The sequence below is a fragment of the Streptosporangium sp. NPDC023825 genome (assembly GCF_040639575.1).
Taxonomy (GTDB): Bacteria; Actinomycetota; Actinomycetes; order Streptosporangiales; family Streptosporangiaceae; genus Streptosporangium.
This window is the reverse complement of the sequence record NZ_JBFAAE010000115.1, coordinates 1-13,749: the sequence shown is the minus strand read 5'-3', so window position 1 is coordinate 13,749 and position 13,749 is coordinate 1. Positions and strand designations below refer to the sequence as shown.

The 13,749-nt window shown below is 71.4% G+C and carries 14 protein-coding genes and 2 pseudogenes; 12 read left to right on the top strand and 4 right to left on the bottom strand.

Features of this window, described 5'->3' with window-relative positions; translation table 11 throughout:
- The first annotated feature begins 161 nt into the window (after positions 1-161).
- The 7 genes and pseudogenes from AB0G15_RS42635 to AB0G15_RS42605 all read left to right on the top strand — a co-directional run.
- Positions 162-695 (top strand): universal stress protein, encoded by a 534-nt coding sequence (locus AB0G15_RS42635; protein WP_362851301.1) that lies wholly within the window; start codon positions 162-164, stop codon positions 693-695.
- 427 nt (positions 696-1,122) lie between these two features.
- A complete protein-coding gene (locus tag AB0G15_RS42630) occupies positions 1,123-1,989 on the top strand; it encodes a universal stress protein (protein ID WP_362851299.1) in 867 nt (288 codons plus the stop codon).
- Between the two features lie 205 nt (positions 1,990-2,194).
- Positions 2,195-3,034, top strand: a complete 840-nt coding sequence (locus tag AB0G15_RS42625) for a helix-turn-helix domain-containing protein (protein WP_362851297.1) — start codon at positions 2,195-2,197, stop codon at positions 3,032-3,034.
- Positions 3,035-3,099: 65 nt separating this feature from the next.
- Entirely contained in the window at positions 3,100-3,681 is a 582-nt protein-coding gene (locus AB0G15_RS42620) for a dihydrofolate reductase family protein (RefSeq protein ID WP_362851295.1), read from the top strand.
- Between the two features lie 320 nt (positions 3,682-4,001).
- Positions 4,002-4,583 (top strand): IS607 family transposase, encoded by a 582-nt coding sequence (locus AB0G15_RS42615; RefSeq protein ID WP_362851293.1) that lies wholly within the window; start codon positions 4,002-4,004, stop codon positions 4,581-4,583.
- Positions 4,510-5,037 (top strand): helix-turn-helix domain-containing protein, encoded by a 528-nt coding sequence (locus AB0G15_RS42610; RefSeq protein ID WP_362851291.1) that lies wholly within the window; start codon positions 4,510-4,512, stop codon positions 5,035-5,037. Before AB0G15_RS42615 ends, AB0G15_RS42610 begins: the two co-directional genes overlap by 74 nt.
- Positions 5,033-5,377 (top strand): annotated as a pseudogene (locus tag AB0G15_RS42605) (zinc ribbon domain-containing protein); the annotation flags it as partial. The gene AB0G15_RS42610 and the pseudogene AB0G15_RS42605, both read left to right, overlap by 5 nt.
- Here the strand turns inward: AB0G15_RS42605 and AB0G15_RS42600 are convergent.
- Both AB0G15_RS42600 and AB0G15_RS42595 read right to left on the bottom strand, forming a co-directional pair.
- Positions 5,358-5,765: a VOC family protein gene (locus tag AB0G15_RS42600; RefSeq protein WP_362851289.1), complete on the bottom strand. Its 408-nt coding sequence runs from the start codon at positions 5,763-5,765 to the stop codon at positions 5,358-5,360. The pseudogene AB0G15_RS42605 and the gene AB0G15_RS42600 sit on opposite strands and share 20 nt — an antisense overlap.
- Positions 5,762-6,523, bottom strand: coding sequence for an ArsR family transcriptional regulator (locus tag AB0G15_RS42595; RefSeq protein WP_362851287.1), 762 nt, complete (start codon positions 6,521-6,523; stop codon positions 5,762-5,764). Before AB0G15_RS42595 ends, AB0G15_RS42600 begins: the two co-directional genes overlap by 4 nt.
- A 134-nt stretch (positions 6,524-6,657) precedes the next feature.
- On the opposite strand from AB0G15_RS42595, the gene chrA reads away from it, so the two are divergent.
- Positions 6,658-7,848 (top strand): chromate efflux transporter, encoded by a 1,191-nt coding sequence (chrA, locus tag AB0G15_RS42590; RefSeq protein WP_362851285.1) that lies wholly within the window; start codon positions 6,658-6,660, stop codon positions 7,846-7,848.
- A gap of 11 nt (positions 7,849-7,859) precedes the next feature.
- The gene (locus AB0G15_RS42585; RefSeq protein ID WP_362851283.1) at positions 7,860-8,309 is read left to right on the top strand and encodes a hypothetical protein; all 450 of its coding nucleotides are present in this window, start codon (positions 7,860-7,862) and stop codon (positions 8,307-8,309) included.
- A gap of 157 nt (positions 8,310-8,466) precedes the next feature.
- Here the strand turns inward: AB0G15_RS42585 and AB0G15_RS42580 are convergent, their stop codons facing one another.
- Complete coding sequence (locus AB0G15_RS42580; RefSeq protein WP_362851281.1) at positions 8,467-9,822, bottom strand: DUF2254 domain-containing protein; 1,356 nt, start codon at positions 9,820-9,822, stop codon at positions 8,467-8,469.
- Positions 9,823-10,297: 475 nt separating this feature from the next.
- Here AB0G15_RS42580 and AB0G15_RS42575 point away from each other — a divergent pair, with 475 nt between their 5' ends.
- A complete protein-coding gene (locus AB0G15_RS42575; RefSeq protein ID WP_362851279.1) occupies positions 10,298-11,164 on the top strand; it encodes a universal stress protein in 867 nt (288 codons plus the stop codon).
- A gap of 47 nt (positions 11,165-11,211) precedes the next feature.
- Here the strand turns inward: AB0G15_RS42575 and AB0G15_RS42570 are convergent, their stop codons facing one another.
- Positions 11,212-12,117, bottom strand: coding sequence for a universal stress protein (locus tag AB0G15_RS42570; protein ID WP_362851277.1), 906 nt, complete (start codon positions 12,115-12,117; stop codon positions 11,212-11,214).
- Between the two features lie 350 nt (positions 12,118-12,467).
- On the opposite strand from AB0G15_RS42570, the gene AB0G15_RS42565 reads away from it, so the two are divergent.
- Both AB0G15_RS42565 and AB0G15_RS42560 read left to right on the top strand, forming a co-directional pair.
- Positions 12,468-13,385 carry a universal stress protein gene (locus AB0G15_RS42565; protein WP_362851275.1) on the top strand — a complete coding sequence of 306 codons (918 nt, stop codon included), beginning with the start codon at positions 12,468-12,470 and terminating at the stop codon, positions 13,383-13,385.
- A gap of 194 nt (positions 13,386-13,579) precedes the next feature.
- A pseudogene (locus AB0G15_RS42560) lies at positions 13,580-13,749 on the top strand (histidine kinase); the annotation flags it as partial.

The following is a 13,749-nucleotide window of genomic DNA, read 5'->3' as shown; positions in this document are numbered from 1 at the left end:
ACCCTTCGCGCGGCGCCGGCCTCTCCCCCCCCTACGCGGGGTGGGTCTGTGGCGCCGCCCACGCGCCACCAGCGACCCTGGCCGGGGCAGGGGCGGCCGCGGTTGCATGAAGGCGAACCCCTTCCACCACCGGGGCCAAGGGACGGATCACGGAGGATCCCATGACAGGTCGACAGCCGCTCTCTCGCATCCTGGTCGGCTTCGACGGTTCGGCCGCCGGGCAGGCGGCACTGAGCTGGGGCGCCCAGGAGGCTCGCCGCAGCGGCGCGGAACTGGTGGTCCTGCACGCGTGGGGCGACCTCACACGGTGCCGGGCCCCGTACCTGCCCGGCGGGGGACCCATCGAGGAGACAGATCGCAAAGCGATCGCCGAAACCGTCGTGAGCCAGGCGGTCGCGACCGCCCGCGCCGAATATCCGGAACTCGCCGTGCGCCCCCTGCTCTGCCGCGACAGGGCCGCGCGAGCGCTGCCGCGCCATTCCGAGACGGCCGACCTCCTCGTCCTGGGAGGGCTCCGGCCTGCGGCGGGCGGCGGATACCTCGGGGCGACCCTGCGGGCCTGCCTCGCCCTGGCGGCCTGCCCCACCGTCGTCGTCACCCCCGACCAGGCCGGCCGGAGACGGAACGCCGGCATGCCCGCCCCGCGTGCCTCGATCGAATCCTCAACCGAAGCGGCGCATCCGGCACTCGCCTGACCGCAGGCCGCGCGCCCACGGCGCCGGTGCGCGGGTCCTGCACTCTCGGCACAGAAAAACTCCCCCGCGCGGGAGAAAAGCCCCCGCGCCAGGACCCGCGCGCCGGCCAGCGCTCCACCCGCGCCACGGCGACGGCCATCGGGGCCGAAGGTCCCTCGCCACCGGCGCTGGACGGGATTGCGGCCATCGCCCTGGGCGTCGACCGGCCCGCTGGAGATCCTCTGGCGCTGTGGCCACGGCGAGACGGCCCGCCACCGCCTGGTCCCGTGGCCGGCCACGGGCGCGGCGGGTATCCGCACCGGCGGTCACCAGAGGTCAGAGCCTCGGACAGGGTGACGGAGGTCCCTGGGACGAAGGACCTTTACCGCTGTCGCCCTCCGGCCACCCGCCGGTGTGATGGTGGCATGGGCGCCATGAGGAGGATGTCATGATCGTAGTGGGAGTAGACGGTTCGCAGGCAGCGCTCGCGGCCGTGAGCTGGGCGGCGCGAGAGGCCGCGGCCCGAGACGGTGCGCTGAGCATCGTGCACGCCATGCCCTCCTGGCCGCTGGAGGTCCCCGAGGAGGGTCGCTACGCCGAGGTGGGCCGCTGGATGCGCGAGGGGGCCACGTCCATGCTGGACGCGGCACTGGAGCGCGCCCACCAGGAAGATCCCCGTGTCGCGGCGCAGGCGCGGCTGCTGGGCGGCGACCCGCGCGCCGTCTTGATCGAGACCGCCGCGGACGCGGAACTCCTGGTGGTCGGCAACCACGGTCTGGGTGGTTTCACGGGGATGCTGCTCGGTTCGGTCGCGCTGGGGGTCGCCGGGCGGGTCACCTGCCCGGTGGCCGTCATCCGCGCCCCGGCCACCCCAACGGCCGGGGAGGTGGCCGTCGGCGTCGACGGTTCGGCGGCGGGCGCGGACGCCCTGGGATTCGCCTTCGCCGAGGCGTCCCTGCACGGCGCCGGCCTGCGGGCGGTGCACGCCTGGAGCCACCCGATCGCCGGTGGCGGCCCCTTCGCCCTGCAGGCCGCGGAGGAGACGGCCGAGGCCGAACGACGCCTGCTGGCCGAGGCCCTGGCCGGTTGGAGCGAGCGCTACCCCGACGTCAAGGTCACCGAACAGCTCGAACACGGTCACCCGGCCCGCGTCCTGGCCGAGGCCTCAGCCCACGCCGACCTGCTGGTCGTCGGCTCACGCGGCCGCGGTGACCTGACCGGGCTGCTGCTGGGGTCGGTCAGCCATTCGCTGCTGCACCACGCCACCTGCCCCCTGGTCGTGACCCCCGCCCCGGCCTCTCCCGGTCTCTCCTGACCGAGACCGCTGCTATCCCCGCCGGGCCCACACCCAGGGAAATCAGTACACCGGCCCAGGCGACCCTGCTGCCGGTCATCGAGATCAACCGGAGGCCGACCTGGTCAGGCCGCGCCACAGCCGAGTGGGTGCCGCGCGGATGATCCAGGACACCCTTGGACCATCCGGCGCTCGATGCCGGCGGGGCGTCGGCGATACTGGGGGCGTGGAGTACGTCTCCAGAGTGCCGCGACCGCCGCTGGACGGGCTGATCGACGACCTTTACTACCTGGAGGGTGCGCCGCCGTACGCCCGGCTGACGCTGCCGCCGAGTCCGTCGGCGTTGCTCATCGTCAACCTCGGGGCGCCGTTCCGCATCCGCGCCGGCACCGACATCGAGACGGCCGAGTACGCCGACGGCTGCGTGGTCACCATGCCCACCCGCGCCTTCGAGTTCGGCTATCCGCCGAAGACCCGGTCGGTCGGCGTGCACGTCAAGCCGTGGGGGCTGGCGCCGTTCCTGCCGATGCCCGCGGCCGAGCTGTGTGACCGGCCGGTGACGGTGGAGCAGGTTTGGGGCCGGTCCGCCGTCGCCGAGCTGCGAGAGCGGCTGGCCACGGCGGCCGGGCCGCACGAGATGCTGACGCTGCTCGAGGAGGAGCTGATGCGACGGCTGTGCGAGACCGCCGGCCTGGGGCTGGTCCGCCACACGAGCAGTGTCATCGCGGCGGCCGGCGGGGCGGTGGCGATCGGCGACCTGAGCGTGGCAGCCGGTGTCAGCAGCACTCATCTGGCACAGCGGTTCAAGGAGCTCATCGGTGTCACGCCGAAGCGGCTGGCCCGCACCCACCGCTTCACCGCCACCGTGTTCGCGATCGACCCCGCCGGACCGATCGACTGGGGCGACCTCGCCGGTGGCGCAGGCTACTTCGACCAGGCCCACTTCGGCCACGAGTTCCGGGCGTTCACCGGGCTCACGCCGACCCGGTACGTCGAAGTCCGGCGGCGGTTCCTGCGCGAACATCCCGGCCACGCGCTGGACGGCTGGCCGCTGCCGGCCGATTGATTTCTTACAAGAGCGGCAGCTCACGACACGCTAATTTGGGGCACCCCAAAGCAGAGGAGAGCCCCGTGGGCAAGGTGGTCATGTACAGCTCGGTGTCGGTGGACGGTTTCGTCGCGGACGAGAATGACCGGCCCGGGCCGCTGTTCGACTGGTTGACCAGCGGTGACGTCCCGCTGGACGAGAGCGGCGAGCTGAAGGTGTCGCAGACCTCCCACGACTACACCCGGCCGTACTGGGACCAGATCGGGGTGACAATCGCCGGCCGCCACGTCTTCGACCTGACGGACGGCTGGGACGGGAAGCCTCCGAGCGGGATCGGCCACGTGGTCGTCGTGACACACCGGCCGATGCCCGAGGGCTGGGACCCCGAGGCGCCGTTTCACTTCGTCGACGGCGTCGAGGCGGCCGTGGCCAAGGCGCAGGAGCTCGCGGGTGACCGCTTGGTCGAGGTCGCCGCCGGCGACGTCGGTGGCCAGGTGCTTGCCGCGGGCCTGGTCGACGAGGTGCGCATGGACGTCGTACCCGTCGTGTTCGGGTCCGGCAAGCGCTACTTCGGGTCGGTCGACGCGCAGCACCTGTTGGAGGATCCTGACGTGGTGATTCAGGGCAACCGAGTGCTTCACCTGCGCTATCGGGTGCGTCGTTGACCGAAACGGTGACACAAGATCGGGCCTTCGGCTGCGTTTTCGGCCGGGCGGGGCCGCCCGGTCACGAGCCGGGCCGGTCACGAGCCGGGCCGGTCACGAGCCGGGCCGGTCACGGCGGCGGGAGCCGGGACCGGCGGGACGGAAGGGCCCGCATCGCCGCGTTCCGTGCACGACGTTGCCCGCGTTCGGCCGCAGCGGGATCGGCCTCGCCGAGGTAGGAGCGCGGCGCGCGGCCTGCGCGGATGTGTTCTGGGACGCGGTCGCGGGTGGAGCGCGGGGGTTATTACAGTTGGCGCTTGAGTATGTTTTAGTATTCAAGAGTGAACTTGAAAGAGTGGGCTAAGGCTCAGGGTGTCCACCCGATCACCGCTTACCGGTGGTATCGGGAGGGCACCCTGCCCGTGCCCGCTCGCAAGGTTGGGCGGCTGATCCTGGTCGGAGACATCGATCCCACCGCCCAGCACGGCGGAACCACGGTGGTGTACGCCCGCGTTTCCTCGGCTGACCAGAAGGCCGACCTGGACGGCCAGGTCGCGCGGGTGACGGCGTGGGCGACCGGGCGCGGCATCAGTGTGGATCGGGTGGTGACCGAGGTCGGCTCCGCCCTCAACGGCCGCCGCAAGAAGTTCCTCGCGCTGCTCGCCGACCCGCAGGTGAGCACGATCGTGGTCGAACACCGCGACCGGTCCGCCCGGTTCGGAGCCGAGTACGTCGAGGCGGCCCTGTCCGCCCAAGGCCGCCGCCTGCTTGTGGCCGACCCCGCCGAGGCCGATGACGACCTGGTGGGAGACGTCACCGAGATCCTCACCTCGCTGTGCGCCCGCCTGTATGGTCGCCGCGCCGCGGCGAACCGGGCGCGACGCGCGGTGGCCGCCGCCACCGAAGGCGAGATCGCCGAGTGAAGGTGACGCAGGCGTACCGTTACGCCCTGACCCCACCCCTGGCCAGGTGGCCGCGCTCGCCTCGCACTGCGGCGCGGCCCGGTTCGCGTTCAACTGGGGCCTGGCCCGCATCAAGGCCGCCTTGTCCCAGCGGGAGACGGAGAAGTCCTACGGTGTGCCCGGTGAACACCTGACCGAGGTGGCGTGGTCGCTGTACGGTCTGCGCCGGGCGTGGAACACCGCCAAGAACACCGCCGCGCCGTGGTGGGCCGAGCACTCCAAGGAGGCCTACACCACCGGCCTGGACAACCTGGCGCGAGCGCTGAAGAACTGGGCCGCCTCCCGCAACGGCACCCGCAAGGGGCCGAAGATCGGGTTTCCCCGGTTCAGGTCCAAGCACCGCACCATTTTCCTACAAAACCACGTGGCACGGCGGCAGGCTCGTCGTCGCCGACCGCTGGTATCCCTCCAGTAAGACCTGTTCGGGTTGCGGCGCGGTGAAAGCCAAGCTCGCCCTGTCCGAACGCACCTACACCTGCGCCGAGTGCGGCCTGGTCGCCGACCGCGACCTCAACGCCGCGCTCAATCTGGCCGCGCTCGCGGCCGACGCCGCCCAGAGTTGCGGGGAGACGCGAAACGCCCGTGGAGGAGCGGTAAGACCCGGCACCCGTGCCGGGCGCGCACCGGCGAAACGGGAACCCCGGAAACGGGGAACGCTCCGGCGCAAGCCGGAAGCTGCCCGAGAGCGCGCTCACCACAGCACACTCACAGGTAACGGGACACGCTCGGAGTCGGTCAGGCTCGGGCCGGTGTGATGGCGGCCGGAGCGTGGGCGGGTTCGAAGAGTTCGACGAGGTTGCCGGCGGGGTCGGTGAGCAGGATCTGGCGTCCGCCGGGGCCGGCGACCACGTCGCCGTGGAAGGACAGGCCGGCGTCGCGGAGCCGGTCGGTCTCGGTGTCGAGGTCGTCGACGATGAGGTGGATGCGGTTGCGGCCGGCGGGGGTGCCCGGGGAGGTGGCGCGGGCGCCGGAGCTGGTGGGTCCGGACAGCAGCAGCCGCAGCGGTCCGCGTACCACGTCGGCGAAGGCGGGCGCGGCGTCCAGGCGCAGGGTGAAGCCGAGGTGGGTGGTGTAGAAGTCGACGGCCGCGGTCACGTCGTCGACGAGGTAGCGGACGGCGGCGAGCTGGTCGGGTGTGGTCATGGCGGGGCCTTTCGGGGTGTGAGAACGGGGAGCAGGTGGCGGATGCGGGTGTCGATCTCCGCCACGGTGCGAGCGAAGGCGGGGTATCCGGCCTGCTCGGCGGCGGGGTCGGGGATGCTCCAGTGGATGCGCCGGGAGCGGTCGCCGAAGTCGGGGCAGACCTCGCGGACCTTGTCGCACAGGCTGACGACGTAGTCGAAGTGGCGCCCGGTCAGGGTGTCCAGGTGCCGGGGGCGCCGGTCCCCGAGGTCGATGCCGTGGCCTTCGCGCAGGGCCCGGACGGCATCGGGGTGCAGGCGCGGCCGAGGGTGGCTGCCCGCGCTGATGACCTCGAGGTGGCCGCCGCCACGGTGGCGCAGCAGGGCTTCGGCGATCGGCGAGCGGGCGCTGTTGCCGGTGCAGGTGAACAGCACGGCGGGCGGACGCGCCGATGCCGGGAGCGGCTGGGGTGCGGCCGGGGTAAGGCCCAGCGCGGGGTGCAGCGCGAGGCCGGTGGCGGCCAGGGCCTGGGTGCAGCGGTCCAGGTCCAGGTGGTAGTAGCCGTCGCGGGCGTCGGCGCTGCTGCGCCGCGTGGTGACCAGGCCGCCGTCGCGCAGCAGCCGCAGGTGGTAGGAGACCAGGTTCTGCGGGTGATCCACCAGCTCCACCAGTTCGCGTACCCGGTAGTCGCCGGTGGCCAGCTCGGTCAGCAGCCGCCATCGCAGCGGATGGCCGGCCAGCCGCACGAAGGGCGGGGCGGGTTGAGTCTGGGTCACCATCTCGTGATAATACATCAAATACATTTGATGTATTTGGCTCGGCGGGGGTGTCCGGCCCGCTCGCGGGCTGTCGCCCGGGCCTGGATGCGGGCCTTCGCGCCGGGCGATCCGCACGACCACGGGAAAGAGCGACAGTGACAGACGAACAGGCCGCCGGCGAGCCGGCCGGCGGGTCCGAGGGCGGCAAGGTGTCCTGGCGTACGGTGCGGGAGGTGGCGCTGCTGTTTCTCAAACTCGGCACCATCGCCTTCGGCGGCCCGGCCGCGCACACCGCGATGATGCGGGACGAGCTGGTACGCCGCCGCGGCTGGGTCAGCGACGAGCGGTTCGTCGACCTGATGGGCGCCACCAACCTGATTCCCGGCCCCAACTCCACCGAGCTGGCCATCCACCTGGGCTTCGACCGCGCCCGCTGGCGCGGCCTGCTGGCCGCCGGCCTCTGCTTCATCCTCCCGGCCGCGCTGATCGTCACCGCTCTGGCCTGGGCCTACGTCACCTACGGAACGACGCCCGCCGTCGCGGGCATCCTGTACGGCATCGTCCCGGCGGTGATCGCGATCATCGCCCATGCCCTGTTCGGCCTTCTCCGCACGGTGATCAAGAACGTGTGGTTCGCGCTGCTGGCCGTCGCCGCCCTGGCCGCCTACCTGCTCGGGGTCAACGAGCTGCTCGTGCTGGCCGCCGGCGCGCTGCTCGCGGCGGCGGCGCAGGGGTTCCGCCGCCGTCAGGAGGCCGCGCACGGGATGCTCGCGCTGCCGTTGCTCGGCCTGGGCTCACCGCTCTTCCCCGATCCCACCGCAGGCCAGCTGACGCAGCTGTTCCTCACCCTGTTGAAGATCGGATCGGTGCTGTACGGCAGCGGCTACGTGCTGCTGGCCTTCCTGCGCGGCGACTTCGTCGAGCGGCTCGGCTGGATCACCGGCCCGCAGCTCGTCGACGCCGTCTCCATCGGCCAGGTCACCCCGGGTCCGGTGTTCACCACCGCCACCTTCATCGGCTATCTCGTCGCCGGCCCCGTCGGGGCGTTCCTGGCCACCGTCGCCATCTTCCTGCCGTCCTTCGTCTTCGTCGGCCTGCTCACCAGGCTCACCGACAGACTCCGCTCCAGCGCCTGGACCTCCGCCCTGCTCGACGGCCTCAACGCCGCCGCCCTGGCCCTCATGGCCGGTGTCTCCCTCCAACTCGGCCGGACCGCGATCGTCGATCCCCTCACCGCCGCGATCGCCCTGGCCACCTTGGCGCTGCTGTGGAAGACCAAACTCAACAACGCCTGGTACATCGCCGCCGGCGCCGCCATCGGCCTGGCCCACACCCTGCTGACCTGAAGGACTCCCCGATGACCGACACCACCTCCAGCTGCCCGTACTGCCCGCTGAGTACCGCTGCCGGCGAACCGCCCGGCGGCTGGGTCTACCGCGACGACCTCTGGCTCGTTCACCACGGCCCCGCCGAATCCTCCAGGCCGGGAACCATGAAGATCGTCTCCACGCGGCACTACACCGACTTCGCCGAGATGACGCTCGAGGAGACGGTGTCCTTCGGCAGCCTGCTGCGCGCGCTCGATGCCGCCATGCGGGCCGGCACCGACGCCGAGCGCGTCCACCTGGTCTCCACCCGGGACCGGGTCCAGCACTTCCACGCCTGGCTCTACCCCCGCCCGGCCTCCCACGCTCTGCGCGGGACGGATTTCCTGAACGCGCCCCAGCGCAGCGAAGCCGCCGACGTCGACCTGGCTGCCGAGGCCGTGCGCCGGCACCTGTCCGGGCCGGCACCGGTTTCGGGATGACCCCCGTCATCCGGCGCGATCGCGATCGCGTACCGGTCGCGACCTGGGCGCGGGCCCGTCCGCGCGGACGGTTCGATGAGCTGTCATGGTCTGCACCAGCCTGGCCGACTGTCGACATGGCCGGCACCTCGGTGCCGAGGGCTTGGAAGTCCCCTGGTCAGGAGGTCTTGCCACCGGCTGTCCAGCGGCCGGCCACGGCTTGATCGACCTGCTCGGCCAGTTCGGCCAGCCGGGCCCGTTCGGTGGCGTCGAAGTCCTGTGCGGCGATCGTGGTGCGCAGCCGGGCGAGCTGGCCGGCGACCGTCCGGCGATGCTCACGGCCCGCGCACCAGGCGATTTCGCGCAGCAGCGATGACAGCCGGGCCAGCACGAAGGGGTCGCTCGCGCCGTAACGCCGGGGCTGGGCCACCGCGAGCTCCAGGAGATCACCCAGCTGCGGACGGCACAGCACGACCCGGACCCGGCCCTGATCGTCGCGCAGTAGCCGAGGGGCGAGGTCACGGCCGGCCAGTTCGCACAGCAGGGCCGAGGAGTGGCTCAGCGCGTGGACGGCGGTGGTCGGGTCGTTGATCCCCGGGGACAGGGCCTTGGTGGCCACATCGGTGAGCTGGCGCAGCCCGAAGCCGATGTCCTGGGCGCCGGTGCGTTCGAAACCGGTGGAGATCGCCGTGGCCACCCGTTTCCTGAGGTGGGCAAGGACGTCGGGCGAAAAGGGGCGCGCGCCGTGTGGCCAGCCGAACCCGATCGGCGTGCCGGCGACCAGTGAGCTACCGGGATGGCACTGGATGAGCACGACGGCGTCCGCCTCGACGGCGGCGGCCAGCAGCGATACCTCGTCCACCGCGGTCAGGAAGCCCGAGGCGCCGGCCGGCAGAGGCACCGCGTCCGCAGGCGGTCTCGGCGGTGCGACTGCCCGCTCACGGGGGCAGGGGTGCTCGGGCAGGAGCCGTCGGATGGTCCGGCCGGCGTCGGCATGGACGTTGCGGAGCATCGTCTCAACGCGGATCTCCCGTGCCAGGTGGGACAGGAACAGCACGAGGCTGAGCACACTGGCCACGGTGAGGAGGAAGGCCAGCGTCACCGATGCCTGGGGAACGAACATCTCCTGTGCGCCGCCGGTGGCGCGCACGGTGCGCAGCACGGTGAGCGCGTAGGTGAACGTCGCCAGGAACAGCGCCAAGGTGGTTTGGACGAACCGGTCACGGGTGAAGGTGCGCAGCAGCCGGGGGGAGAACTGGCTGCTGGCCAGTTGCAGCGTCACCACGGTGAGGGAGAAGGTGAGCGCCGTGACGGTGATCAGTGAACTGGCGATCGCGTCCAGCACCGTGCGGGCCGCTCCCGCCTCTCCGCCGAACAGATAGTTCCTCAGCCATGGCGGCAGGTCGTCGTGGATCCGCGCGTCCAGCTGGGGCAGGCCTATCCCCAAGGCGACGGCGAGCCCGACACCGAGGGTGGGCAGGGGCCACAGTTGGGTGCCCAGGTGCTCGCCCAGAGCGTTCAGCCTGCCTCGCAAGCGTGAAAACCTCATCGGTACCCGCCACTTCCTGTACTCGGCGCCCCCGCCCTTCAGCGCACCACATCCACGCCGCCCCCGCCCGCCCGACACGCATCGGTGCGACCGGAGGTGACAGCCGATCGCAGCCGGGACCGGAACGCCTTCCAGGATCTTCACCTCATGGAAAGACCGGCCGCGGCCACGAACCGCTGTTTCCTGGCATGCGGTGGCCATATCGCCCCCAGGCGCACCGGCTGACCTGGCTCGGACCTGGCTCGGACCTGTCGGCGGACTCCCCTCGCCCTGACACCTGCGCCGTCACGGCGAGTTCGGGTGGTGGTCTGTGCACCGCTTCCAGCCCACCCGCCGAATCCACGTGGTTTTCGAAGGAGACGTTGGTCCTCGCGGCGGGTGACGTTCGGCCGGTGCCGGATCCCTTTCGCGGGTGTGCGATGGAGATGAAGGCACAGAGGCTCTCTGGGACGAGGCGGCCATGACCGGACTGATCGTCGTCGGTACCGACGGATCCGCGCCCGCGACGGCGGCGGTGCGGTGGGCGGCCGAGGACGCCGCGCGCAGCGGTGCGGCATTGAGGATCGTGCATGTGCGCGAACCGTGGAACGCCCTGGTTCTCCTGTCCGGGACCGGGGAGGAGAACGACTCGGCCGAGCACGGTCACCGCGTGCTGGCCGCGGCCGCACAGCGGGCCCGGGACCACACACCCGACATCAAGATCACAACTGCTCTGGCGACCGGAGCGGTGGTCGAACGGCTGAAGAGTGAATCCGAGCGGGCCGACGTGCTCGTGATCGGCAGCAGGGGCGTCGGCGGGTTCGCCGGGCTGGTGCTCGGGTCGGTCGGGCTCGCTCTGGCGGGCCACGCGGCCGGTCCCGTCGTCATCGTCCGCGCGCCGGTCCGGACCGCGCACGGCGTGATCGTCGTGGGGTTCGACGGGTCGGAGCCTTCGCAGGCCGCGCTGGAGTACGCCTTCGCCCGGGCCCAGCAGAGCGGATCGCGGCTGCGGGCGGTCCACGCCTGGCAGATGCCGATGCTCTCGCCGTACGCCCTGGGCTACAGCCCGGTGCCGAAAGGTGTCTTCGCGGACGAGGCCGAGGCCGCCCGGCGGTTGTTGGCGCCCTACCGGGAAAGGCGTCCGGACGTCGCGGTGGAGGAATCGACCGTCTGTGATCATCCGGTCCGCGTGCTGTCCGACGCCTCACGCCGGGCGGACCTGGTCGTGGTCGGCTCACGAGGGCTGGGCGGATTCGGCTCGGCCGTGCTGGGCTCGGTCAGCCACGGCGTGCTGCACCGGGCACACTGCCCTGTCGCCGTCGTTCGCCCCCGCCTGGACGAACGATGACGCCGAACTCCTGACCGTGCCGTCGGCACCGTTGGTTCACCGGTACGTCAGGTGATGTCGCGACGGTTTCGTGCCGGGAAGGCTTGGTCGCGGCGGGCGTGCGAGGTGCGGTGGACGGCGACGGGCGCCTGAGCGTGGTGGAGCAGGGAGCGGACGGTCGAGGTGAGGAACATCGTCCGGCCGGGGGCGCCCACGATGACCAGCTCGGCGCTCTCGGAGGCGTCGATGAGCGCTTTGGCCGGATGTTCGTGCACGACGTGCTCGACGAGGGTCACGCCGGGGAACCTCTCCCGCCAGCCGCCGAGCGACTCGGCCAGCAGCCGGGCCTCTTCGTCGCCGACCTCTTCGACGTCGTAGACGAGTGGCTGCATGTCGCCGGGTGCTCTGGTGGCCGGGTGGGTCCAGGCGTGCACCGCTCGGAGCGGGCGCCGGCGCAGAACCGCCTCGTCGAAGGCGAATTCCAGCAGGCAATCCTGGCCGGTGCGTCCGGTGAGACCGACGACGATCTCGGTGTCCCGGGCGGTGGGCGGTTGGTTGACGACCACTACCGGGCATGGGGATCGGGCGGCCAGGTCGTAGCTGACCGAGCCCAGGAGCAGCCCGGTGGATCCGCCCAGGCCTCGGCGGCCGACGACGATCAGCTGTGCGGTCTCGGCGGCGGTGGCGATCGCTTCGGCGGCGCTTCCGTCGAGGATCTCGGTGGTGACCTTCAAGGTGGGGGAGTCGGAGCGGGCCTGCTCGGCGGCTTGCCGGAGCAGTTCCTCGCAGGCGGCCTCCTCGGCGGGGCCCCAGTGGGCGGGCTGGGGGACGAGCGGGACGTCGTAGGCCCAGCGCAGGGCGGCGTGGACGACGTGCAGCGGCGCTTTTCTCAGCGTGGCCTCCTGCGCGGCCCAGGTCACGGCCTGCCGTGAGGACCTCGAGCCGTCGACGCCGACGACGATGGGGTCTGTCATGGTCATCACCTTCGGTTCGTCGCCGGGGACCGGTGCTCTGATCCCGGTCGTCGGGTCTGTTCGATCCGAGGCCGGCTGAGATCATCTGTTCGCGCTTTTCGTGTCCCCGGTTTCTCCCATTCTTCGTGGCCCTGTCAGCTGCCGGGTAGGGACGAAGGTCCCCTGGGGTGTGGTCGGATGCCGTTTCGTCGCCCGATCGGGGGCGGTCGGCGGAAGATCATGGTGTCCGCCCTGTTTCCGCAGGTAGGCGCTGTGACGGGAGGAAGGCGGAAGGTCCCGCCAGAGCGGGACCTTCCGCCCTCCTCAGGGGAGTCCGTTCCGGCGAGCATGGGGAGAGGGAGGTGAGGGCAATGACCGATATCCGGGAGGTCGTCGTCGGTTACGACGGTTCCGACTTCTCCATGCAGGCCCTGGAGTGGGCGATGGACGAGGCCGAGCTCGGGAAGCTGCCGCTGAGGGTGGCCCACGCGTGGCGATGGCCGTACGGGGCGGCCGATGAGGAGGCCAGACTTCATCTGCGCAAGGCCGCCGAGCACGTGCTGTACCACGGGGCCGACTGTGCCCGCGCGTGCAGCACGCTGGCCGATGTCACCACCGATCTGCACGAAGGGGCGGCCGCTGAACGGCTGGTCGAGCTGTCGGAGCGCGCCGCTTTGATCGTGGTGGGTTCTCGTGGCATGGGCACCCTGGCCAGGACCGTTCTGGGATCGGTCGCCGGGTACGTGGCGGCGCACGCGCATTGTCCGGTGATCGTGGTACGCGGGCCCGGTCCGATTCCCGTGCCGAGGGAACGCGGTGCCGTGGTCCTGGGGATGAGTGGCGACACCCCTGACGGGGTGATCGAGTTCGCTTTCCGTGAGGCCCGCCTCAGGCAGTTGAAACTGATGGCGGTGCATGCCGGACGCCTGCAGCCGCTGGTGCACGAGACGCGGATCGCGACGAAGGCGACGGAGGACGGCATGCTCGAGCGCCTGGGACCATGGCGGATCGCCTACCCCCAGGTGGCGGTTGGCGCTTGTTTCGCCGCCACGTCCGCGAAGGATCTCCTGACGGACGCGTCCAGGGAGGCGAGCTTGGTGGTGGTCGGCGGAGCACGTGAGCACGGCAGGCTCGGCTCGACCTCCAGGTCGGTCCTTCAGCACGGTTTCTGCCCCGTCGCGGTCGTCCCCGCCGGCTGGGAAAGCCCGCCGCGGGACGGGCCCGCGTTGTCGGACTCCGATGTCCTCGGTGACGCCCAGGTCGTCGAAAGCCGGCCGGAGTACGGCTGAGAGGAGGCAGACCATGACGCTTCGGGTAAAGGACGTCATGGGTGCGGTGACCATCGCGATTCGCCCGGAGGCGGCGTTCCCGCAAAGACGGCTGGTCAAGTGATCTTCACCGTGGAGTAAACGGTGGTGGGGCGGGTGGAGGTCGGCTCCTCGGCAGGACCGGTGCCCCTGTGCCCTGGTGCGAGACTTGGGGTATGGCGAAGGTCGAGCCGGGTGCGTTGATCGCGCACATGCGCCTGGATGAGCTCCTGTCGGAGTTGCAGGTGCGCCTGGAGGCGGTGCTGGCCACCCGTGACCGGGTGCACGCTTTGCTGGAGGCCGTGGTCGCGGTGGGCAGCGATCTGGACCTGGAGACGGTGCTGCG

Excerpts from the sequence above, each read along its gene's own strand:
- AB0G15_RS42635 (WP_362851301.1), top strand. The coding sequence starts at position 162 with ATGACAGGTCGACAGCCGCTCTCTCGCATCCTGGTCGGCTTCGACGGT.
- AB0G15_RS42630 (WP_362851299.1), top strand. The coding sequence starts at position 1,123 with ATGATCGTAGTGGGAGTAGACGGTTCGCAGGCAGCGCTCGCGGCCGTG.
- AB0G15_RS42610 (WP_362851291.1), top strand. The coding sequence starts at position 4,510 with ATGGTCGCCGCGCCGCGGCGAACCGGGCGCGACGCGCGGTGGCCGCCG.
- AB0G15_RS42600 (WP_362851289.1), bottom strand. The coding sequence starts at position 5,765 with ATGACCACACCCGACCAGCTCGCCGCCGTCCGCTACCTCGTCGACGAC.
- AB0G15_RS42595 (WP_362851287.1), bottom strand. The coding sequence starts at position 6,523 with ATGGTGACCCAGACTCAACCCGCCCCGCCCTTCGTGCGGCTGGCCGGC.
- AB0G15_RS42585 (WP_362851283.1), top strand. The coding sequence starts at position 7,860 with ATGACCGACACCACCTCCAGCTGCCCGTACTGCCCGCTGAGTACCGCT.
- AB0G15_RS42575 (WP_362851279.1), top strand. The coding sequence starts at position 10,298 with ATGACCGGACTGATCGTCGTCGGTACCGACGGATCCGCGCCCGCGACG.
- AB0G15_RS42570 (WP_362851277.1), bottom strand. The coding sequence starts at position 12,117 with ATGACAGACCCCATCGTCGTCGGCGTCGACGGCTCGAGGTCCTCACGG.
- AB0G15_RS42565 (WP_362851275.1), top strand. The coding sequence starts at position 12,468 with ATGACCGATATCCGGGAGGTCGTCGTCGGTTACGACGGTTCCGACTTC.